At 61.7% G+C, this 18,979-nt stretch carries 20 protein-coding genes; 8 read left to right on the plus strand and 12 right to left on the minus strand.

Translation table 11 applies throughout. From position 1 onward, the window contains the following. Positions 1-40: 40 nt before the first annotated feature. A complete protein-coding gene (locus C3F38_RS15445; protein WP_038880349.1) occupies positions 41-391 on the minus strand; it encodes a hypothetical protein in 351 nt (116 codons plus the stop codon). A 206-nt stretch (positions 392-597) separates the two neighbouring features. Here C3F38_RS15445 and mpaA point away from each other — a divergent pair, with 206 nt between their 5' ends. Next, on the plus strand, positions 598-1,305 hold the full coding sequence (mpaA, locus tag C3F38_RS15450) for a murein tripeptide amidase MpaA (RefSeq protein ID WP_038880352.1): 708 nt from the start codon (positions 598-600) through the stop codon (positions 1,303-1,305). 3 nt (positions 1,306-1,308) lie between these two features. Here mpaA and ycjG read toward each other — a convergent pair whose 3' ends face one another. Next, complete coding sequence (gene ycjG, locus C3F38_RS15455) at positions 1,309-2,283, minus strand: L-Ala-D/L-Glu epimerase (protein ID WP_038880354.1); 975 nt, start codon at positions 2,281-2,283, stop codon at positions 1,309-1,311. A 225-nt stretch (positions 2,284-2,508) separates the two neighbouring features. Between ycjG and tpx the strand changes: the two genes are divergently transcribed. Continuing rightward, positions 2,509-3,012, plus strand: coding sequence for a thiol peroxidase (tpx, locus tag C3F38_RS15460; RefSeq protein WP_004930536.1), 504 nt, complete (start codon positions 2,509-2,511; stop codon positions 3,010-3,012). Positions 3,013-3,069: 57 nt separating this feature from the next. On the opposite strand, the gene tyrR is transcribed toward tpx, so the two are convergent. The 7 genes from tyrR to pspA all read right to left on the minus strand — a co-directional run bounded on the left by tyrR (position 3,070) and on the right by pspA (position 9,070). Then, positions 3,070-4,641, minus strand: coding sequence for a transcriptional regulator TyrR (tyrR, locus tag C3F38_RS15465; protein ID WP_055316976.1), 1,572 nt, complete (start codon positions 4,639-4,641; stop codon positions 3,070-3,072). Between the two features lie 314 nt (positions 4,642-4,955). Continuing rightward, positions 4,956-6,017, minus strand: coding sequence for a YcjF family protein (locus tag C3F38_RS15470; protein ID WP_004930545.1), 1,062 nt, complete (start codon positions 6,015-6,017; stop codon positions 4,956-4,958). Beyond that, positions 6,014-7,411 (minus strand): YcjX family protein, encoded by a 1,398-nt coding sequence (locus tag C3F38_RS15475; protein ID WP_055316975.1) that lies wholly within the window; start codon positions 7,409-7,411, stop codon positions 6,014-6,016. Before C3F38_RS15475 ends, C3F38_RS15470 begins: the two co-directional genes overlap by 4 nt. Continuing rightward, a complete protein-coding gene (pspD, locus tag C3F38_RS15480) occupies positions 7,392-7,658 on the minus strand; it encodes a phage shock protein PspD (protein WP_031299672.1) in 267 nt (88 codons plus the stop codon). Before pspD ends, C3F38_RS15475 begins: the two co-directional genes overlap by 20 nt. Positions 7,659-7,754: 96 nt before the next feature. Then, positions 7,755-8,114: an envelope stress response membrane protein PspC gene (gene pspC, locus C3F38_RS15485; protein ID WP_004930552.1), complete on the minus strand. Its 360-nt coding sequence runs from the start codon at positions 8,112-8,114 to the stop codon at positions 7,755-7,757. Beyond that, the gene (pspB, locus tag C3F38_RS15490; protein WP_039565931.1) at positions 8,114-8,341 is read right to left on the minus strand and encodes an envelope stress response membrane protein PspB; all 228 of its coding nucleotides are present in this window, start codon (positions 8,339-8,341) and stop codon (positions 8,114-8,116) included. Before pspB ends, pspC begins: the two co-directional genes overlap by 1 nt. 63 nt (positions 8,342-8,404) lie before the next feature. Further along, on the minus strand, positions 8,405-9,070 hold the full coding sequence (gene pspA, locus C3F38_RS15495) for a phage shock protein PspA (protein ID WP_055316974.1): 666 nt from the start codon (positions 9,068-9,070) through the stop codon (positions 8,405-8,407). Positions 9,071-9,254: 184 nt separating this feature from the next. On the opposite strand from pspA, the gene pspF reads away from it, so the two are divergent. Beyond that, positions 9,255-10,262: a phage shock protein operon transcriptional activator gene (gene pspF / locus C3F38_RS15500; RefSeq protein ID WP_055316973.1), complete on the plus strand. Its 1,008-nt coding sequence runs from the start codon at positions 9,255-9,257 to the stop codon at positions 10,260-10,262. A 192-nt stretch (positions 10,263-10,454) separates the two neighbouring features. On the opposite strand, the gene zigA is transcribed toward pspF, so the two are convergent. The 3 genes from zigA to folE2 are packed head-to-tail and all read right to left on the minus strand — an operon-like array spanning position 10,455 to position 13,129. Further along, positions 10,455-11,642, minus strand: coding sequence for a zinc metallochaperone GTPase ZigA (gene zigA / locus C3F38_RS15505; RefSeq protein WP_049270860.1), 1,188 nt, complete (start codon positions 11,640-11,642; stop codon positions 10,455-10,457). Positions 11,643-11,652: 10 nt separating this feature from the next. After that, complete coding sequence (locus tag C3F38_RS15510) at positions 11,653-12,213, minus strand: carbonate dehydratase (RefSeq protein ID WP_025303003.1); 561 nt, start codon at positions 12,211-12,213, stop codon at positions 11,653-11,655. Further along, a complete protein-coding gene (gene folE2 / locus C3F38_RS15515) occupies positions 12,203-13,129 on the minus strand; it encodes a GTP cyclohydrolase FolE2 (protein ID WP_047730586.1) in 927 nt (308 codons plus the stop codon). Before folE2 ends, C3F38_RS15510 begins: the two co-directional genes overlap by 11 nt. A 204-nt stretch (positions 13,130-13,333) precedes the next feature. On the opposite strand from folE2, the gene sapA reads away from it, so the two are divergent. Genes sapA through sapF form a run of 5 tightly spaced genes read left to right on the plus strand, consistent with a single transcriptional unit; the run spans position 13,334 to position 18,628 of the window. Further along, positions 13,334-14,983, plus strand: coding sequence for an ABC transporter substrate-binding protein SapA (gene sapA, locus C3F38_RS15520; RefSeq protein ID WP_055316972.1), 1,650 nt, complete (start codon positions 13,334-13,336; stop codon positions 14,981-14,983). Continuing rightward, on the plus strand, positions 14,980-15,945 hold the full coding sequence (gene sapB, locus C3F38_RS15525; protein WP_004930575.1) for a putrescine export ABC transporter permease SapB: 966 nt from the start codon (positions 14,980-14,982) through the stop codon (positions 15,943-15,945). Before sapA ends, sapB begins: the two co-directional genes overlap by 4 nt. Then, complete coding sequence (gene sapC, locus C3F38_RS15530) at positions 15,932-16,822, plus strand: putrescine export ABC transporter permease SapC (RefSeq protein ID WP_004930580.1); 891 nt, start codon at positions 15,932-15,934, stop codon at positions 16,820-16,822. The genes sapB and sapC overlap by 14 nt, the downstream gene beginning before the upstream one ends. Beyond that, positions 16,822-17,814, plus strand: coding sequence for a putrescine export ABC transporter ATP-binding protein SapD (gene sapD / locus C3F38_RS15535; RefSeq protein WP_019452674.1), 993 nt, complete (start codon positions 16,822-16,824; stop codon positions 17,812-17,814). Before sapC ends, sapD begins: the two co-directional genes overlap by 1 nt. 1 nt (position 17,815) lies before the next feature. Beyond that, positions 17,816-18,628 carry a putrescine export ABC transporter ATP-binding protein SapF gene (sapF, locus tag C3F38_RS15540; RefSeq protein WP_033648455.1) on the plus strand — a complete coding sequence of 271 codons (813 nt, stop codon included), beginning with the start codon at positions 17,816-17,818 and terminating at the stop codon, positions 18,626-18,628. The last annotated feature ends 351 nt before the right edge of the window (positions 18,629-18,979 follow it).

Raw genomic sequence — 18,979 nt, forward strand, 5'->3', positions numbered from 1 at the left:
CGGCGCAGGGCGGCACGGGCGGTGTTTGCAGCAGCGACCGTCAGTCGTACAGGTGGATGCTGTTGATGCGGTAGCTGAACTCTTCGCCTTCTTCTTCATCGAACACGGTGAAAAAGCCTTTCTCGACCAGCGGACGGGCCGAAATATCGGTTTTTTGCAGCTGGCGCGCGTCGGCGTCGTCGTAGCCGTAATCAAGGTAGAAGACATCTTTCTGGTAATCGATATGCAGGGTGAACGGATAGTTCGATTCGTCCCCGCGCCCGTCGTCATTTTTCACCACGCCGAACCACTCCCCCTGACGGATCTGGTTTTCAGCGTCCACGCCGCACAGCAGTGTGATGGTGTCATTTTCATTTTCGCTATAGCTGGCGATAATTCTGGCTACTGGCATGTTAAATCCTCTTGCGGGTGATTGGCTTAGCACTGCCGTTAGTATAACAACAGCGTCAGGCCAGGTGCGGTTTAATTGGCGTTTTCGCCGCCGCCGCGTCACAGATCGCGCAAACGCCGCACAATTGCGATGGGAAAGATGCCTCAAAGCGTAATACACTGAATAAAATGACAATGACTCTCGGCCTTTTACTCAGGGACAACACCATGACCGAACATCGACCGCGCAGTGAACGTGGCCAGTTGGCCGTCGCAGGAGAGAACTACGGCAGCTCGCTGCTGGGCGCGCCGCTGCTCTATTTCCCGGCGGCGGTCAGCGGCCCGGAGACCGGGCTTATCATCGCCGGCACCCACGGCGATGAGAGCGCCGCCATCGTGACCCTGTCCTGCGCGCTGCGCAGCATCGCCCCCGATCGGTTGCGGCACCACGTGGTGCTGGCGGTCAACCCCGACGGCTGCCAACTGGGGCTGCGCGCCAATGCCAACGGCGTCGATCTGAACCGCAACTTCCCGGCCGCCAACTGGCGCTCCGGCGACACCGTCTACCGCTGGAACAGCGCGGCGCCGGTGCGCGACGTCAAGCTCTCCACCGGCGGGCGCCCCGGTTCCGAACCGGAAACTCAGGCGCTGTGTCACCTGATCCATCGCCTGAAGCCGCACTGGGTGGTGTCGTTCCATGAGCCGCTGGCCTGCATCGAAGATCCCGCCAGCTCGCGGCTCGGCGTTTGGCTGGCGCACAAGTTCGAGCTGCCGCTGGTGACCAGCGTCGGTTATGAAACGCCCGGTTCGTTCGGCAGCTGGTGCGCGGATCTGTCGCTGCCGTGCATCACCGCCGAATTCCCGCCGATCTCCGCCGATGCCGCCAGCGAGCGCTACATCGACGCGATGACCGAGCTGCTGACCTACCCGAATTAATCCCTACGGGGCGATATCGACGATCGCCCCGCATTCGAACGTCAGGCCCGGTTCGACGTCCCGCGCCAGCCAGGTTGGGCCGTCCAGATCGACGAAGCGCGCCGCCGGCGCCAGCGGCAAGGCGGCGGATATCGCCCGCGACGTGCATAACATGCAGCCGAGCATGATGGCGAACCCTTGTTCGCGCGCGGCCTGCGCCAGCGCCAACGCCTCGGTCAAACCGCCGGCTTTGTCCAGTTTGATGTTGACCATCTGATAGCGCTGCGCCAGCCGAGGTAGATCGGCGCGGGTGTGGCAGCTTTCATCGGCGCAGATCGGCAGCGGATGAATAAAGTGCTCCAGCGCGGCGTCGTCACCGGCCGGCAGCGGCTGCTCCAGCATCGCCACGCCGAGATCGGCCAGCAGTTGGCAGCGCGCCGCCAGCCCTTCCGCCTGCCAGGATTCATTGGCGTCGACGATCAGCGTCGCCTGGGGTACCGCGGCGCGGATCGCGACCAATCGTTCGCTGATATAGTGATCGTCGAGTTTGATCTTCAGCAGCGTAGCGCCCTGCTGCTCCAGTTCACGCGCGGCGAAGGCCATCGCTTCCGGCGTGCCGATGCTGACGGTCTGCGCCATACGGATATGCGCCGGGGCCGTCACGCCGCTGAGATGCCACAGGCTCTGCCCGTGCAGGCGGCACTCGAGATCCCACAGCGCCGAATCCAGCGCGTTGCGAGCGGCGCCCGCCGGCATCTGTACCAGCAGCTGTTCGCGGGTCATGCCTTGTGCGATCGCCGGCGCCATCTCTGCCAGCTGTGCCATCACCGACTCCTCGCTTTCGCCGTAGCGCGGGTACGGCGTACACTCACCGATGCCGCGCACGTCCTGCTGTTCGATTTCGACCACCACCACCCGGGCTTCGGTGCGGCTGCCGCGCGCAATCACGAAGGCGGTATGCAGCGGCCAGGCTTCCGGGTAAAAACGCATGTCTCTCATAACGGCTCCTGAGCGAAAACTGCGCATTCAGCCAGGCTGATGCGCCGGTGATGTTTTATAGAACAGCCTAATATATACAACTATTTAGCAAACTTTGATATCCAATCCGCCCCGGTTGTCATAAACTGGCGCCAGAGTGTGAACCTGATGTTAAATGCCGTTGCCGGTGCGCCGTTTCATCAGGTTCATACCCTTTGTATAAACACCTGTAAAAGGAATCTAGCAATGACTCAGACAGTACATTTTCAAGGCAATCCGGTCAGCGTAGCGGGCAAACTGCCACAGCAGGGCGAACAGGCCAAGGCCTTCTCACTGGTTGCCAAAGACCTGTCAGACGTGGCGCTGAGCAGCTTCGCGGGTAAACGCAAAGTCCTGAACATCTTCCCAAGCATCGATACCGGCGTCTGCGCGACGTCGGTGCGTAAATTCAACCAGCTGGCCAGCGGCCTGGATAACACCGTGGTGCTGTGCATCTCCGCCGATCTGCCGTTCGCGCAGTCTCGCTTCTGCGGCGCGGAAGGCCTGAGCAACGTGGTCACCCTGTCCACCCTGCGCGGCGCCGAGTTCAAGCAGGCATACGGCGTCGAAATCGCCGAAGGCCCGTTGGCAGGCCTGACCGCGCGTGCGGTCGTGGTGCTGGATGGCCAGGACAACGTGCTGTACAGCGAGCTGGTGAACGAAATCACCACCGAGCCGGACTACGACGCCGCGCTGGCTGCGCTGAAATAACAAAGCCGGCGAACGCCGGCTTTGGAAACCCGTTAAAGGCGCCGCAAGGCGCCTTTCTTATTCCTCGCCCTCGACACCGCCTTTACGGCTGCTCAGGCCATACTCGCGCAGCTTGTTGGCGATGGCGGTATGGGAAACGCCCAGGCGCTTCGCCAGCTTGCGGGTGCTGGGATAAGTGCGATACAGGCGCGTCAGCACCGAGCGCTCGAAACGCTTGCTGATGTCGTCCAGCGAGCCGTCCAGCACCTCGTCGCCCAGCGACATCTCCACCTCGAACTCCGGCAACACGATATCCTGCGGCCGTAGCTCGTAGCCTTCGGTTTGCGTCAGCGCGCGGTAGATGGCGTTTTTCAGCTGGCGCACGTTGCCCGGCCAGCCGTACTTGCTGAGGAAGCCGCCCAGATCGCTCGCCAGCTTGGGCCGCGCCACACCCTGTTCATCGGCGAAGCGCGCCACGAACAGCTCGGTCAGCGGCATGATGTCCTGCGGACGCTCGCGCAGCGGCGGGATGGTGATGGTCAGCACGTTGAGGCGGTAATAGAGGTCTTCGCGGAATTCGCCGCGCTGCACCAGCTCGGTGAGGTTTTTCTGGGTGGCACAGATAACGCGCACGTCGACGTGCACCTCATGCTCTTCGCCAACGCGGCGGAAGGTGCCGTCGTTGAGGAAACGCAGCAGTTTGGTCTGCATGCGCGGCGACATTTCGCCGATCTCATCCAACAGCACCGAACCGCCGTTGGCCTGCTCGAAGAAGCCTTTCTTGCCTTCCAGCGCGTTGGGATAAGCGCCCGGCGCATGGCCGAACAGCTCGCTCTCCACCACGTCATCCGGCAGTGCGGCGCAGTTCAGCGCCAGGAACGGTTGTTTGCCGCGCGGGCTGCGCAAATGGCAGGCGCGGGCCAGAATATCCTTGCCGGTACCGGTATCGCCGACGATCAGCAGCGGCGCATCGAGCATCGCCAACTTGCGCGCCTGCTCCAGCACGTGACGCATCTTGGCGCTTACCGCGACGATGTGGTCGAATTCGGTATCGTCGTTCACCGACAGATTTTGCAGCTGGCGGCCCATGCGCGCGGTGGACTTCAGCATCACCACCGCACCGACCGCGGCCGGCTGCTGCTGTTCGTCTTCCAGATAGATGGGCGTGATGTCCATCAGGAAGTCCTGGCTGCGGATCACCACCCGCTCGGAGTGCGGCGCCGTATGCTCGCTCTCCAGCCAGCGGCTGAAGTTATAGCCGCCGATCAGCGCCCCGGCGGTCTGGTTGCGGATCTTGTCTTCGTTCAGGCTGAACAGCGCCTGCGCCGCCGGGTTGGCCAGCTCGACCTTGCCCTTCATATCGATAGAGAACACCGGTTCCGGCATCGATTCCAGCAGCGCACGCAGCGCGCGATGCTCGCGTTCGGAAGGCATAAAGCTGACGGTGCGCACGTCGGTTACGCCGGCGATGCGGCGGATCTCCGCCATCAGCGCGCGGAAAGTATCGAAATCCAGCTGGGAGAAATTGAGGTAAATGCGGCCGATGGGATCGATCTCGATGCCACGTAAGTCAATGCTGCGCGATACCAAAAGATCGAGTAATTCTCGAGTGAGACCGAGGCGGTCTTCGCAAAATACTTCCAAACGCATCAGTGTTGGCCTTATCTCTGCAGGTGCGGGGATCGTTGACGATGATGATACTCCCTCGCACCGGGCGGTAGAAGCGATCTGTCAGCAAAAGTTGACAGAACTCTGATTTATTGCCGTGGTTGCCGATTTTAAACGCAAGCGGATAACAGCATCGGCGTCATTTTAGCCTACAAACAGAGAGTTATCACAACCAAAATTAATTTTTCAGAGATTTATCACGCACTCACAGGGGGATCGACTGTCGTCAAGTCTCGAGTACGTTCGGCGTCGGCGCCGTTGAGAAAACGGCGCTCCTGAGAGCGCCGTCGTGGGGGTTATTTGGCCTTGCCGTCGCTCTTTTTCAGCGTGTCTTTCAACTGGCCGATCAGCTGGCTGCGGAAATCGCCAAGCTTCGGCTTTTCCCCTTCCAGCCACGGCAGCGGGCGGCACAGTTCCATCGCCTTGATGCCGAGCCGCGCGGTCAACAACCCGGCGCCGATGCCCTGCGCCGCACGCGCCGACAGCCGCGCCGCCAGATCCTGCGACATCCAGTCCATGCCCACTTCGCGCACCAGCTCGGAAGCGCCGGCGAAGGCGATGTTCAACAGCACCAGCCGGAACAGACGAATGCGGCTGAAGTAGCCCAGCTCGATGCCGTACAGCGCGGCGATGCGGTTGATCAAACGGATGTTGCGCCAGGCGATAAACGCCATATCCACCAGCGCCAACGGGCTGACGGCGATCATCAGCGTCGACTCGGCGGCGGAGCGGCTGATTTCGCGCCGCGCCTGGTTATCGAGCACCGGCTGCACCAGTTTGGCGTACAGCTCCACCACTTCACGATCGTTTTGCGTTTCATGCAGCGACGCCTGCCAGCGCTGCAACGCCGGATGCCCCTGATCCAGCCCGGCCTGACGCGCCAGCTTCTCGCAGAATTCGCGCCCTTGCCCCAGCCCGTGGCTGTGCAGCAGCTCGCGCGCCACGTCGCGCTCTTCCGCGCGCTGGCGCAGCCGATACAAACGCCGCCACTCGGTGACCACCGAACCGACGCCAGCGAACACGATCAGGCCGCCGGCCACGCCGCCGCCCATGGCGATCCAGTCCTGCTGCACCCAGGCGGTATGCACCCACTGCACGCCCTGCGCCACCACGCTGACGCCGAACAGCGCCAGGCCAGCGGTGACCATTTTGCGCCACAGGCTGCGTTTAGGTTTCAGCGCGGCGTTGATGATGCCTTCGGCGCGCCCTTCTTCCTCTTCCTGCTGCAGCTCCGGCGCCGCCGGGAAAAAGCTTTCTGCCTGTTCGGCATCGAAAGCGACGCCGGCGCGCAACGCCGGCTCCTGCGGCGGCTGCAGCGGCTCGTCAAAATCGATACGCGGTTTGATCGGCTCGCTCATCGCAATTTGTCTCCCAATAAAAACTCCATCACCGCATCCAGACGGATGTGCGGCAACGGGCTGTCCACGCTCATGGCGCGCGGTCGAAACTCATCGAAGTGGAACCCCTGGCTCTGCCAGAACGCCGGCCCCGGCAGGCGGGCGGGCACTTCGCCGGGGAACACCGTCAGCGGCGCGCCGTCGCTCAGGCGGTTGCCCTTCAGCGCCGGAATACGTTGCCCCTGATGATCGACGATACCGCTCTCGGTCGCCTGCACCGAGGCCAGGCCGACGCAATCCATGCTGATGCCCTCGAACGCCGCATTCTGCCACGCCTCTTGCACCAGCTGTTGCAGCAACGACACCAGATTGGCGTGCTGATCGGCGGTGATATGGTCCGCCTTGGTGGCGGCGAACATCAGTTTGTCGATGGTCGGCGAGAACAAGCGGCGGAACAGCGTGCGCTTGCCGTAATGGAAGCTCTGCATCAGCTGGGTCAACGCCAGACGCATATCGTTGAACGCCTGCGGGCCGCTGTTGAGCGGCTGCAGGCAGTCGACCAGCACGATTTGCCGATCGAAACGGACGAAATGTTCTTTGTAGAAGTTTTTGACGATCGACTGGCAGTAGTAGTTGAAGCGAGCGCGCAACATGCCGATGTTGGTGTGTTTGTCGGCCTGCGCCAACTTCGATTCACCGATCGCAGCCACGTCGGGCCACGGGAAAAACTGCAGCGCCGGCGCGCCGGCCATATCGCCCGGCAGCACGAAGCGGCCCGGCTGAATAAAGTGCAGCCCTTCGCTTTTGCAGCGCAGCAGATAATCGGTGTAGGCCTGGGCGATCGCCGCCAGGCGGTTTTCATCGGCCGGGGCCAGCGGATCGCAGGCCTTGCACAGCTCAAGCCAGGGCTTGGCCCATTCGGCGCGTTCGCCCTGCAGCAGCCCGGCCATCTGGCGCGACCAGGCCAGGTAGTCCTGCTCGAGCATCGGCAAATCCAGCAACCATTCGCCGGGATAATCGACGATCTCCAGGTACAGCGTGGAGGTGTCTTTAAAGTGGCGCAGCAGCGAGTCGTTGGAGCGGTAACGCAGCGCCAGACGAATTTCGCTGACGCCGCGCGTCGGCGTCGGCCAGGCCGGCGGCGTGCCGTATAGCTGCGCCAGCCCTTCGTCATAGGTGAAACGCTGGATGCCGAGATCGCGCTGCGGGATGCGTTTGACGCCCAGCAGGCGCTCTTCGCGCACCGGTGAAAACAGCGGCATGCGCGCGCCGCTGTGCACATGCAGCAGTTGGTTGACGAAGGCGGTGATAAAGGCGGTTTTGCCGCTGCGGCTCAGGCCGGTCACCGCCAGGCGCAGATGGCGATCCATTCCGCGGTTAACCAGCGAGGTTAACTCATTTTGCAGTCGTTTCATTGCTCTCCTTGACGTAACGCCCGAATGCCTTGTTCAGGCCTTTACGGAACAGCGGTTCCAGCACCAGCGCCAGCACGAAGCGCACCGGTTTGCGGCCGACGGTCTTCAACAGCCAGCCGGCGGCGCCCGCCGGGCCATAGTTCAATAACGCTATGATGATGACTTTAGCCAATGTCTTCAACATTGCCGCCGCTCCTCGTTTAAATCCACCCGTTCTGGCGGTGTTTGCGACATCGATTTTATTCATGACAATGCCCTCCGGCACAAGACGATTAAGGTTACATTCACGGGATAACGGCGGCGAAGATACCCGGCCTATGCTGGCCGGGTATCGCAAGAAGGGTTACAGCTTGCGGAAACGGCTCTGTACGCCGAAGGTATCGGACGTCACGTAGCGCTCGACCTGACGCAGCTGCTGCTCGCCGCTGCCCAGCTCATACTCCAGCTGATCGAGCAGCTGGCGCGGCGTCTTCTGATGCTCGCCTTCGAAGCGGCTGGCCGGCGCTTCGTCCAACACGAACACCAGCGCGATATAGGCCACCAGCGTGAAGAAGAACAGCCCGAAGAACAGCGACAGCACCACCATCACGCGAATCAGGCGCACCGGCACGTCGAAATAGTGGGCCAAACCGGCGCAGACGCCTTTCACCATGCCTTCTTCGGGAACGCGATAAAGCTTTTTACTGCCCAGCGTCGTGCTCATCAGGACTGTCTCCAGTTCGGGTGTTCCGTATCTAGGATCTCTTCCAACGCCTGAATGCGTTCACGCATGCGTTTGGCGTCTTCCGCCAGCTGCGCCAGGCGCTGCATTTCTTGCTGACTCAGCTGGATGCCGGTCTGTTGCCGATTGCTGTAATGCAGCCAAAGCCAAATCGGCGCGACAAACAGCACGAAAATTGTCAGCGGAATGGCAAGTAATAAAGCACTCATTGTTATTCCTTCTTATCGGGTCCTGGATAGGCGGCCACCTCCGGCGTGTGGCCGCGGTTCGCCTTACTCTGAGCGGTTCATCTTGGCTTTCAGCGCCGCCAGTTGCTCACTGATGGCGTCGTCGGCCTTCAGTTCGGCAAACTCTTGGTCCAGCGACTTCTTTTTACCGATGCTGATGCTTTCCGCCTCGGCTTCCATGTGGTCGATGCGGCGCTCGAACTGTTCGAAACGCGCCATCGCCTCATCCAGCTTGCCGCTGTCGAGCTGGCGGCGCACGTCATGGGAAGAAGACGCGGCCTGATGACGCAGCGCCAGCGCCTGCTGCCGCGCGCGGGTTTCGGTCAGCTTGTTTTCCAGCTCGCCGATTTCGCTCTTCATGCGCGCCAGCGTTTCTTCTACGGTCGCCACTTCCTGCGTCAGCGTGGCGATCAGATCGGCCACCTTTTGTTTTTCGATCAGCGCCGCACGGGCCAAGTCTTCTTTATCTTTGCGCAGCGCCAGTTCGGCTTTTTCCTGCCAGTCGCTTACCTGGTTTTCACCCTGCTCAATGCGACGCAGCAGCTGCTTTTTCTCAGCCAGCGCGCGCGCCGACGTAGAGCGAACCTCAACCAGCGTGTCTTCCATCTCTTGGATCATCAACCGCACCAGCTTGTGCGGATCTTCCGCCTTGTCCAGCAGGGTGTTGATGTTGGCGTTCACGATGTCGGCAAAACGAGAAAAAATACCCATAATTCACTTCCTCTTGGTTCTGATGGCGTCTGAAGCGCCGAGTTAAGTCGTACAGCTTGCCCAAAGATATAATCAAAACCCGTGCCAACTTTTATATCACTGAAAAATAACGAATATTATTTTTTGACTCTCTGCACGCTTGCTGTAGAGTGATTATTTTCACCAAACATTGGCGAATTTCATCATGAACGAACAGCCAGAGAATTTGTTGGGCGAGGCAAACGCCTTTGTCGAAGTCTTGGAGCAAGTCTCCCAGGTCGCCAAGCTGGACAAGCCGGTGCTGGTGATCGGCGAGCGCGGCACCGGCAAGGAGCTGATCGCCCACCGTCTGCACTACCTCTCCAACCGCTGGCAAGGGCCGTTCATCTCGCTTAACTGCGCGGCGCTGAATGAAAACCTGCTGGATTCCGAGCTGTTCGGCCACGAGGCCGGCGCGTTTACCGGCGCGCAAAAGCGCCATCTGGGGCGCTTCGAGCGCGCCGACGGCGGCACGCTGTTTCTCGATGAGCTGGCGACCGCGCCGATGCTGGTGCAGGAGAAATTGCTGCGGGTGATCGAATACGGCCAGCTGGAGCGCGTGGGCGGCAGCCAGCCGCTGCGGGTGGATGTGCGCCTGGTGTGCGCCACCAACGACGATCTGCCGGCGCTGGCGGCGGCGGGCAAGTTCCGCGCCGATCTGCTGGATCGGCTGGCGTTCGACGTGGTGCAGCTGCCGCCGCTGCGCCAACGGCGGCCCGATATCATGCTGTTGGCCGAGCATTTTGCCATTCAAATGTGCCGCGAGCTGGCGCTGCCGCTGTTTCCCGGCTTTACCGAGCATGCCAGGCAAACGTTGCTCGAGTATGGCTGGCCGGGCAACGTGCGCGAACTGAAAAACGTGGTGGAGCGCTCGGTTTATCGCCACGGCGACAGCGACAGCCCGCTGGACGACATCGTCATCAACCCGTTTGCGCCACGCGAGGCCACGCCGGTCACGCCCGTTCCTGAAGGCGCCGGCGCGTTACCACCGCTGCCGCTGGATTTGAAACACTGGCAGCTTGAGCAGGAGAAGGCATTGATCGAAGCGGCGCTGCAGCAGGGGCGCTTCAATCAGCGCAAGGCGGCGCAGCTGCTGGGGCTCACCTATCACCAGCTGCGCGGCATGCTGAAAAAGCATGCGCTGCTGCAAAACGGCGAAGCGGACGAGGAATAACAGGCAAAAAAAAGCCAGCACCCGAGCTGGCTTAAAAAACACTGGAAGCAATGTGAGCAATGTCGTGCCTTCCACATCAGAGCCGCAAACTGTGGCCTTCCGTGAACTGCCAAACGATGATAATAGTTATCAGTATCGTCTGTAAAGCACTTTGTTGAGAATTTTTCTCATTACCACACGAAGATTGCGCAATTACCACTCAGGGAACGGGTCTGCCATGTCCAGCCAATAATCCACGCCGGCGGCCATTTCATCGTCGCTCAGCAGGCAGTCGTCCAGCAAACGCACGATCGTCGCCTGCTGCAGATGCTGGCCGATAAACACCAGTTCCTGGCGCATATCGCCAAACGGCTCCACCCATTTTTCCTGAATGTGCGCCCGCGCTTCGGGATCCTGCGGCCAATTATCTTGCGGGATGGCGCGCCAAAAGGTGCCCGCGAGGCCGTAGTGGGCGATGCCCCCTGCCTGGCTCCACTGCCCGGCCTGCCGCGGCCGCGTCGCCAGCCAGAAAAAGCCTTTCGAGCGCAGCAGCTTGCCGCCGCCCCAGTCGCCGTTGATCACGCGGTAAAACTTGTCCGGCGCAAACGGCCGCCGCGCCTGATAGACGAAGCTGCTGATGCCGTAGTTTTCCGTTTCCGGCACGTGTTCGCCGCGCAGCTCTTTCAGCCAGCCGGGCGCCTGCTGCGCCTTTTCAAAGCTGAAGCTGCCGGTATTCAGCACCGCCTCCAGCGGCAGTTTGCCCGGCGCGATCGGCACAATGCGGGCATCGGGGTTCAGGCTGGCCAGCAGCGCCATCACTTCGCCTTGCTGGGATGGCGTCAACAGATCGGTCTTACTGACCAGGATCACGTCGCAGAACTCAATTTGCTCAATCAGCAGATCCGCCACGCTGCGCAGATCGTCCTCGCCCAGGCTTTGGCCGGCCTCCTGCAGGCTTTGCGCCTGCTGGTACTGCTGGATGAAATTCACCCCGTCGACCACCGTCACCAGGGTATCCAGCCGGGCGAACTGCGACAGGCTTTCGCCCTTTTCATCCTCAAAGGTAAAGGTTTCCGCCACCGGCAGCGGCTCGGAGATGCCGCTCGATTCGATCAGCAGGTAATCGAAACGCCCGTCCTGCGCCAGCTCACGCACCGATACCAGCAGGTCTTCGCGCAGCGTGCAGCAAATGCAGCCGTTGCTCATCTCCACCAGCTTCTCTTCCTGGCGATCGAGATGCACGGCATTTTCCACCAGCGCGGCGTCGATGTTCACTTCGCTCATGTCGTTGACGATCACCGCCACGCGCATGCCCTGCCGGTTGTTCAGGATGTGGTTCAGCACCGTGGTTTTGCCGGCGCCGAGAAAGCCGGAAAGCACGGTCACGGGAAGTTGTTTCATGGGAGCCTCATTAAAATTCATTGCGTAATGCCTGGTAACCGCGCACCAACTCGACGTTAGTGGCGGCCACTTCTTCCGAAAACTGCAGCGCGCCGCGATCGACCTGGCGATAGCGCGACAGGTCGCTGTCCGGCCCTACGCGCTCGGTCGAGGGGATATAGCGGTTTTCCGGCAGCGTCACGCCGTCCACCACCGCGTTGTAGCGCACCACGCAGCCGGACTGGATGTGGCAGTTGAACAGCACGCTGTTGAAACCGATAAACACCCGATCGTCGATGCGACACGGGCCGTGGACGATGGCGCGGTGGGCGATCGAGCTGTAACGGCCAATGGTGACCGCCGCCCCGCTCTTGGAGTGGATCACCACGCCGTCCTGAATATTGGAGTGCGAGCCGATGACGATCGGCTCCATGTCGCCGGCGGCGTTCAACTCGTCGGCGCGGATCACCGCATAAGGGCCGACGTAGACGAAATCTTCGACGATCACCCGGCCGCAAATAATGGCGGTGGGGTCGATGTAGGCCAGCGGCGAGACCTGCGGCAGATGGCCGCTGGGATTTTTACGCAGCATGATTTTCTCCCCGCCAGCTCAGCTCAGCCACCGCATTGTGGGCATGCAGGCTCTCCTGATGCTCGACGCGCAGCGAGAAGGCGCGGTAATCGCACTGGCTGCGCAGCATGCGATACAAACGACGCGCCGCATCTTCGCAAAACATCAGGTTCTGACCGTTGGCCAGCGCGAAGGCCTGCTCGTCGCGGCGTTTCACCAGCGTTTGTACCGGCGTGCCCAGCGCGTGTTCGATGCGGTCGATCAATTTCACCGGTTCGAACGCCCGTTCATTCTCGGGTGTCACGGTGACCCAGGCCCAGCTGCGCTGGCTGTGAGGGGTGGCCGGCATTCCCTGCTCCAACAGCCACTCGCTCACCTGCCGTTGGCTGACCCGCTCCGCCGCCTGTTCAAAATCAAACTGAAACTGTTGCTGCGCCAACTGACGGCTGAGCGCCGCCGAACTCGGGCAGGTAGAGGAGTAAGGCACGCCGACGGTCAGCGCCAGCGTCAGCGTGTTAGTCAGGGTCGCCTCGATGCGCAGCGGGTAAGCCTTCCAGCCGCGCTGCGGCGACAGCAACGCCGGGCGCGACAGCAGCAGCTCGCCGCTGATCGCCAGTTTGGCGCGATCGCTGTGTTCCGGCTGCGAATCCAGAAAGGCCTGCAGCGTTCGGCCGATGCGCTGCGGCGTCAGCTCACCCTGCGTCAATTCATCCAGCGCCAGATACAGCCGCGACATGTGAATACCGCGCTCGCCCGCCGCTTCGGCGCGCAGGTTGATACCGGCGTCGACCTTCGCCATCAATGGCTTGCCGACCAGCTCCAGCGGCAGTGCGATCCCTTGCATCCCTACCCAATCGAGCCCGACATCACTCATTTCGCCGCGCCATGCCTGAGCATCCGGCAGCGAACGGCGTGGTGGAAGTGCAACTTCGTTCATACATCCCCTTGCGTTATTGTGACTTTGCCGGGGAACGGTAACATGATTTTGTTATATTATAACATAACATGAAAAACTTTTTTCTTGCCCCTGAAAGGGATGATTAATCAAGTCGCAGAAAACTCAGCGATTTTGCTCAATGGATTGGGCTGCCGGTCAGAGTGCGATACACTAACGCTATTGCTGATTAACCCATGAGCCTCTATGCGTGGTTTACCCTTTTGGATACTGTCGTTGTGCCTGACGGGCTCTGCCCTGGCCGCGACAACACCGCCCGCGCCCGCCGCGGCGCCGCTGCCGGACATTCGCCAGAGCGGCTTTGTCTATTGCGTCAGCGGCATACTGAATACCTTTAACCCGCAAATGGCCAGCAGCGGCCTGACGGTGGATACCCTGGCCGCCCAGCTGTACGATCGCCTGCTGGACGTCGATCCCTACACCTACCGGCTGATCCCCGAGCTGGCGCAAAGCTGGGAGGTGCTGGACAACGGCGCCACCTACCGCTTCCATCTGCGCAAGGACGTGCCGTTCCAGACCACCGCCTGGTTCACGCCTACCCGCAAGATGAACGCCGACGACGTGGTATTCAGCTTCGCCCGCGTATTCGATCAGAAACACCCTTATCACGACGTGAACGGCGGCGAATACCCCTATTTCGACAGCCTGCAGTTCGGCGATTCGGTGCAGAGCGTGAGAAAGCTCGACGACTATACGGTGGAGATTCGCCTGCAGTCGCCGGACGCCTCTTTCCTGTGGCACCTGGCGACCCACTATGCGCCGGTGCTGTCCGCCGAGTACGCCGATCTGCTGACGCGTGAGGGCCATCAGGAGCTGATCGACCGCGAGCCGGTCGGCAGCGGCCCGTTCCTGCTCAACGAATACCGCTCGGGGCAATATATTCGCCTGGCGCGCAACGCCGCCTACTGGAAAGGGCTGCCGCGCATGCCGCAGGTGGTGATCGACCTGGGCGCCGGCGGTACCGGCCGCCTCTCCAAGCTGCTGACCGGCGAATGCGACGTGCTGGCCTATCCGGCGGCCAGCCAGCTGTCTATCCTGCGCGACGATCCGCGCCTGCGCCTGACGCTGCGCCCGGGGATGAACATCGCCTACCTGGCGTTCAACACCCGCAAACCGCCACTCGACAACCTCAACGTGCGCCAGGCGATCTCGCTGGCGATCAACAACCAGCGGTTGATGCAGTCGATCTACTACGGCACGGCGGAAACCGCTGCCTCGATCCTGCCGCGCGCCTCCTGGGCCTATGACAACGACGCGCACGTCACCGAGTACGATCCGGCCAAATCGCGCGAGATGCTGCGGCAGGCCGGCGTCGGCCAGCTGAACCTGAAGCTGTGGGTGCCGACCGCCTCGCAGTCTTACAACCCGAGCCCGCTGAAAACCGCCGAGCTGATCCAGGCCGATCTCGGCCAGGTGGGCATCAACGTCACCATCGTGCCGGTAGAGGGGCGCTTTCAGGAGGCGCGCCTGATGGAGATGAACCACGATCTGACCCTGACCGGCTGGGCCACCGACAGCAACGACCCGGACAGCTTCTTCCGGCCGCTGCTGAGCTGCGCGGCAATCCGTTCGCAAACCAACTATGCTCACTGGTGTGACCCGGGCTTCGACGAGGTGTTGCAGAACGCGCTGTTGTCGCAGCAGCTGTCTCAGCGTATCGACAACTACCGCAAGGCGCAGAAGATCCTCGAGCAGCAACTGCCGGTGCTGCCGCTGGCCTCTTCCCTGCGGCTGCAGGCCTACCGCTACGACATCAAGGGATTGGTGCTGAGCCCGTTCGGCAACGCCTCGTTCGCCGGGGTGTACCGTGAATCCGCGCCGGAGGTGAAAAAGTGATTATCTTTACCCTGCGCCGCATTCTGCTGCTGCTGATCACGCTGTTCTTTCTGACGCTGGTCAGCTTCAGCCTGAGCTATTTCACGCCGCGCGCGCCGCTGAACGGCGCCGCCCTGCTGGACGCCTATCAGTTCTACTTCGTCAGCCTGCTGCACTGGGACTTCGGCGTTTCCAGCATCAACGGCCAGGCGATCAGCGAACAGCTGCGCGAAGTGTTCCCGGCTACCATGGAACTGTGCCTGCTGGCCTTCGCCCTGGCGCTGTTTATCGGCATTCCGCTGGGCATCATCGCCGGCGTGCTGCGCGGCAAATGGCAGGACACCGCCATCAGCACCTTCGCGCTGCTCGGCTTTTCGATGCCGGTGTTCTGGCTGGCGCTGCTGCTGATGCTGTTCTTCTCACTGCACTTGGGTTGGCTGCCGGTCTCCGGCCGTTTCGACCTGCTGTATCAGGTGAAGCCGATCACCGGTTTCGCGCTGATCGACGCCTGGCTGTCGGACTCGCCGTACCGCGCCGAGATGATCGGCAGCGCCCTGCGCCACATGATCCTACCGATCGCCGCGCTGGCGGTGGCTCCCACCACCGAAGTGGTGCGCCTGATGCGCATCAGCACCGACGACGTGCTGAGCCAAAACTACATCAAGGCCGCCGCCACCCGCGGCCTGTCGCGCTTCACCATCATTCGCCGCCACGTGTTGCACAATGCGCTGCCGCCGATCGTGCCCAAGCTGGGGCTGCAGTTCTCCACCATGCTCACGCTGGCGATGATCACCGAAGTGGTGTTCAGCTGGCCGGGCCTCGGCCGGTGGCTGATCAACGCCATTCGCCAGCAGGACTATGCGGCGATCTCCGCCGGCGTCATGGTGGTCGGCACGCTGGTGATCACCATTAACGTCCTGGCCGACATTCTGGGTGCGGCAACCAACCCGCTGAAACATAAGGAATGGTATGCCCTTCGATAACGTATACCGCGAGAAAAAGATGCCGAGCCCGCTGCGCTACACCTGGCGGATTTTCTACGGCGACGCGCTGGCGATGATCGGTTTTTACGGCGTGATCGCCCTGCTGCTGCTGTCGCTGTTCGGTAGCCTGCTGGCGCCCTACGCGCTGGATCAGCAGTTCCTCGGCTATCAGCTGCTGCCGCCTTCCTGGTCGCGCTACGGCAACGTGTCGTTCTTTCTCGGCACCGACGATCTCGGGCGCGACATCCTCAGCCGGCTGCTGACCGGCACTGCCGCCACCTTCGGCTCGGCGCTGGCGGTGACGCTGGCCGCGGCGTTCTGCGGGGTGATCCTCGGCGTATTCGCCGGCGTCACTCACGGGCTGCGCTCGGCGGTCCTTAACCATATTCTCGATACCCTGCTGTCCATTCCCTCGCTGCTGCTGGCGATCGTGGTGGTGGCGTTTATCGGCCCCAAACTTGAACACGCCATGCTGGCGGTATGGCTCGCCTTGCTGCCGCGCATGGTGCGCACCATCTACAGCGCGGTGCACGACGAGCTGGAGAAAGAATACGTGGTGGCGGCGCGGCTCGACGGCGCTTCCACGCTGCAGATCCTGTGGTACGCAGTGATGCCGAACATTGCGGCGGTGCTGGTGACCGAGTTCACCCGCGCGCTGTCGATGGCCATTTTGGATATCGCCGCGCTCGGCTTCCTCGATCTCGGCGCGCAGCTGCCTTCGCCGGAATGGGGAGCGATGCTCGGCGATTCGCTCGAGCTGGTGTACGTCGCGCCCTGGACGGTGATGCTGCCCGGCGCGGCCATCCTCGTCAGCGTGCTGCTGGTTAACCTGTTAGGCGACGGTATGCGCCGCGCAATCAATGCCGGGGTGGAATAATGCCGTTACTCGATATCCGCAATCTAACGATTGAATTTATGACCGCCGAAGGGCCGGTCAAGGCGGTCGATCGCGTCAGCATGACGCTGACCGAGGGCGAGGTGCGCGGCCTGGTGGGCGAATCGGGCTCCGGCAAGAGCCTGATCGCCAAAGCCATCTGCGGCGTAACCAAAGACAACTGGCGCGTCACCGCCGACCGTTTCCGCTTCGACGACATCGATCTGCTGCAGCTGAGCCCGCGCGAGCGGCGCAGGCTGGTGGGCCACAACGTCTCGATGATTTTTCAGGAGCCGCAGTCCTGTCTGGATCCTTCCGAGAGCATCGGCCGCCAGCTGGCGCAGGCCATTCCTGGCTGGACCTACAAGGGCCGCTGGTGGCAGCGCTTCAACTGGCGCAAACGCCGCGCCATCGAACTGCTGCACCGCGTCGGCATCAAGGATCACGACGACATCATGGGCAGCTTCCCGTACGAGCTGACCGAAGGCGAGTGCCAGAAAGTGATGATCGCCATCGCGCTGGCCAACCAGCCGCGTCTGCTGATCGCCGATGAGCCGACCAACGCCATGGAGCCAACCACCCAGGCGCAGATTTTCCGCCTGTTGGCGCGCCTCAACCAGAACAACAACACCACCATTTTGCTGATCAGCCACGATTTGCAGATGATGAGCAAGTGGGCCGACCGGGTGAACGTGCTGTACTGCGGGCAAACGGTGGAAAGCGCCCAGTGTGAAGAGCTGCTGGCGGCGCCGCACCACCCTTACACCCAGGCGCTGATCCGCGCCATGCCGGACTTCGGCCGCTCGCTGCCGCACAAGAGCCGGTTGAACACGCTGCCGGGCGCCATTCCTTCGCTGGAACACCTGCCGATCGGCTGCCGTCTGGGGCCGCGCTGCCCTTACGCGCAGAAGAAGTGCATCGAAACGCCGCGCCTGCGCCCGGTCAAAAACCACTTCTTTGCCTGCCACTTCCCGCTGAACATGGAGGAGCAATAACATGGAAACGCTGTTGGAAGTGCGCAACCTGAGCAAAACCTACCGCTACCGCACCGGGCTGTTCCGCCGCCAGCACGTCGAGGCGGTGAAATCGGTCAGCTTTACCCTGCGCGAAGGCCAGACGCTGGCGGTGATCGGCGAGAACGGCTCCGGCAAATCCACGCTGGCGAAGATGCTCTCCGGCATGGTGGAACCGACCGCCGGCGAACTGCTGATCGACGATCATCCGCTGGAATTCGGCGATTATCGCTATCGCAGCCAGCGCATTCGCATGATTTTTCAGGATCCGAGCACCTCGCTCAATCCGCGCCAGCGCATCGGCCAGCTGCTGGACGCGCCGCTGCGGCTGAATACCAGTCTGGAACCTGCCGAGCGCGAGCAGCGCATCAACCAAACGCTGCGCCAGGTCGGCATGCTGCCGGATCACGCTTACTACTATCCGCACATGCTGGCTTCCGGGCAAAAACAGCGCGTCGCGCTGGCGCGTGCGCTGATCCTGCAGCCGAAGGTGATCGTCGCCGATGAGGCGCTGGCCTCGCTGGACATGTCGATGCGCTCGCAAATCATCAACCTGATGCTGGAGCTGCAGGAAAAACACGGTATTTCCTATATCTATGTCACCCAGCACCTCGGCATGATGAAGCATATCAGCGACCAGGTGCTGGTGATGCACGAAGGGGAAATCGTCGAGCGCGGCAGCACCGCCGAGGTATTGGCGGCGCCGCTGCACGAATTGACCAAGCGCCTTATCGCCAGCCACTTCGGCGAGGCGCTGACCGCCGACGCCTGGCGACGCGACGGCGGTCGTTTTTGAGCCACGTCCTGGCCTGCAACAAACCCGCTGCGGCGGGTTTTTTATTGCCGTACACGCCTGCCGTTTAGCAAGAAAGCGCACATACAAATTACATTCTTGTTATATATCCTTATATTTTATTCCTTTCAGTTATTGATTAGTCCGTAACATTATTTTATCTCGCCAGGGCGATCGGTGAGGATATCCCCTACGTTGAGCCTCTCATACGACAGGATATCGCACTGATGAACAGCCTTCGCCATCGCCGCCTCACGCAGTTTCTGCTCACGCTGGCCGCCGGTTTCTCTGTTTACGGCCACGCGCTGTGCTGCGATGAGCTGCGCTAAATCCGCCTTCGCCCCGCCTGCGGGC

It is taken from the genome of Serratia sp. SSNIH1, assembly GCF_002935055.1.
Classification (GTDB): Bacteria; Pseudomonadota; Gammaproteobacteria; order Enterobacterales; family Enterobacteriaceae; genus Serratia; species Serratia nevei.

Coding starts and splice junctions, on each gene's coding strand:
- pspF (WP_055316973.1), top strand. CDS start 9,255: ATGAACGAACAGCCAGAGAATTTGTTGGGCGAGGCAAACGCCTTTGTC.
- sapC (WP_004930580.1), top strand. CDS start 15,932: ATGCCCTTCGATAACGTATACCGCGAGAAAAAGATGCCGAGCCCGCTG.
- ycjG (WP_038880354.1), bottom strand. CDS start 2,283: ATGAGAGACATGCGTTTTTACCCGGAAGCCTGGCCGCTGCATACCGCC.
- sapD (WP_019452674.1), top strand. CDS start 16,822: ATGCCGTTACTCGATATCCGCAATCTAACGATTGAATTTATGACCGCC.
- pspD (WP_031299672.1), bottom strand. CDS start 7,658: ATGAATAAAATCGATGTCGCAAACACCGCCAGAACGGGTGGATTTAAA.
- sapA (WP_055316972.1), top strand. CDS start 13,334: ATGCGTGGTTTACCCTTTTGGATACTGTCGTTGTGCCTGACGGGCTCT.
- pspB (WP_039565931.1), bottom strand. CDS start 8,341: ATGAGTGCTTTATTACTTGCCATTCCGCTGACAATTTTCGTGCTGTTT.
- pspC (WP_004930552.1), bottom strand. CDS start 8,114: ATGAGCACGACGCTGGGCAGTAAAAAGCTTTATCGCGTTCCCGAAGAA.
- pspA (WP_055316974.1), bottom strand. CDS start 9,070: ATGGGTATTTTTTCTCGTTTTGCCGACATCGTGAACGCCAACATCAAC.
- mpaA (WP_038880352.1), top strand. CDS start 598: ATGACCGAACATCGACCGCGCAGTGAACGTGGCCAGTTGGCCGTCGCA.
- tpx (WP_004930536.1), top strand. CDS start 2,509: ATGACTCAGACAGTACATTTTCAAGGCAATCCGGTCAGCGTAGCGGGC.
- C3F38_RS15445 (WP_038880349.1), bottom strand. CDS start 391: ATGCCAGTAGCCAGAATTATCGCCAGCTATAGCGAAAATGAAAATGAC.
- C3F38_RS15510 (WP_025303003.1), bottom strand. CDS start 12,213: ATGCTGCGTAAAAATCCCAGCGGCCATCTGCCGCAGGTCTCGCCGCTG.
- C3F38_RS15470 (WP_004930545.1), bottom strand. CDS start 6,017: ATGAGCGAGCCGATCAAACCGCGTATCGATTTTGACGAGCCGCTGCAG.
- folE2 (WP_047730586.1), bottom strand. CDS start 13,129: ATGAACGAAGTTGCACTTCCACCACGCCGTTCGCTGCCGGATGCTCAG.
- zigA (WP_049270860.1), bottom strand. CDS start 11,642: ATGAAACAACTTCCCGTGACCGTGCTTTCCGGCTTTCTCGGCGCCGGC.
- C3F38_RS15475 (WP_055316975.1), bottom strand. CDS start 7,411: ATGAAACGACTGCAAAATGAGTTAACCTCGCTGGTTAACCGCGGAATG.
- tyrR (WP_055316976.1), bottom strand. CDS start 4,641: ATGCGTTTGGAAGTATTTTGCGAAGACCGCCTCGGTCTCACTCGAGAA.
- sapF (WP_033648455.1), top strand. CDS start 17,816: ATGGAAACGCTGTTGGAAGTGCGCAACCTGAGCAAAACCTACCGCTAC.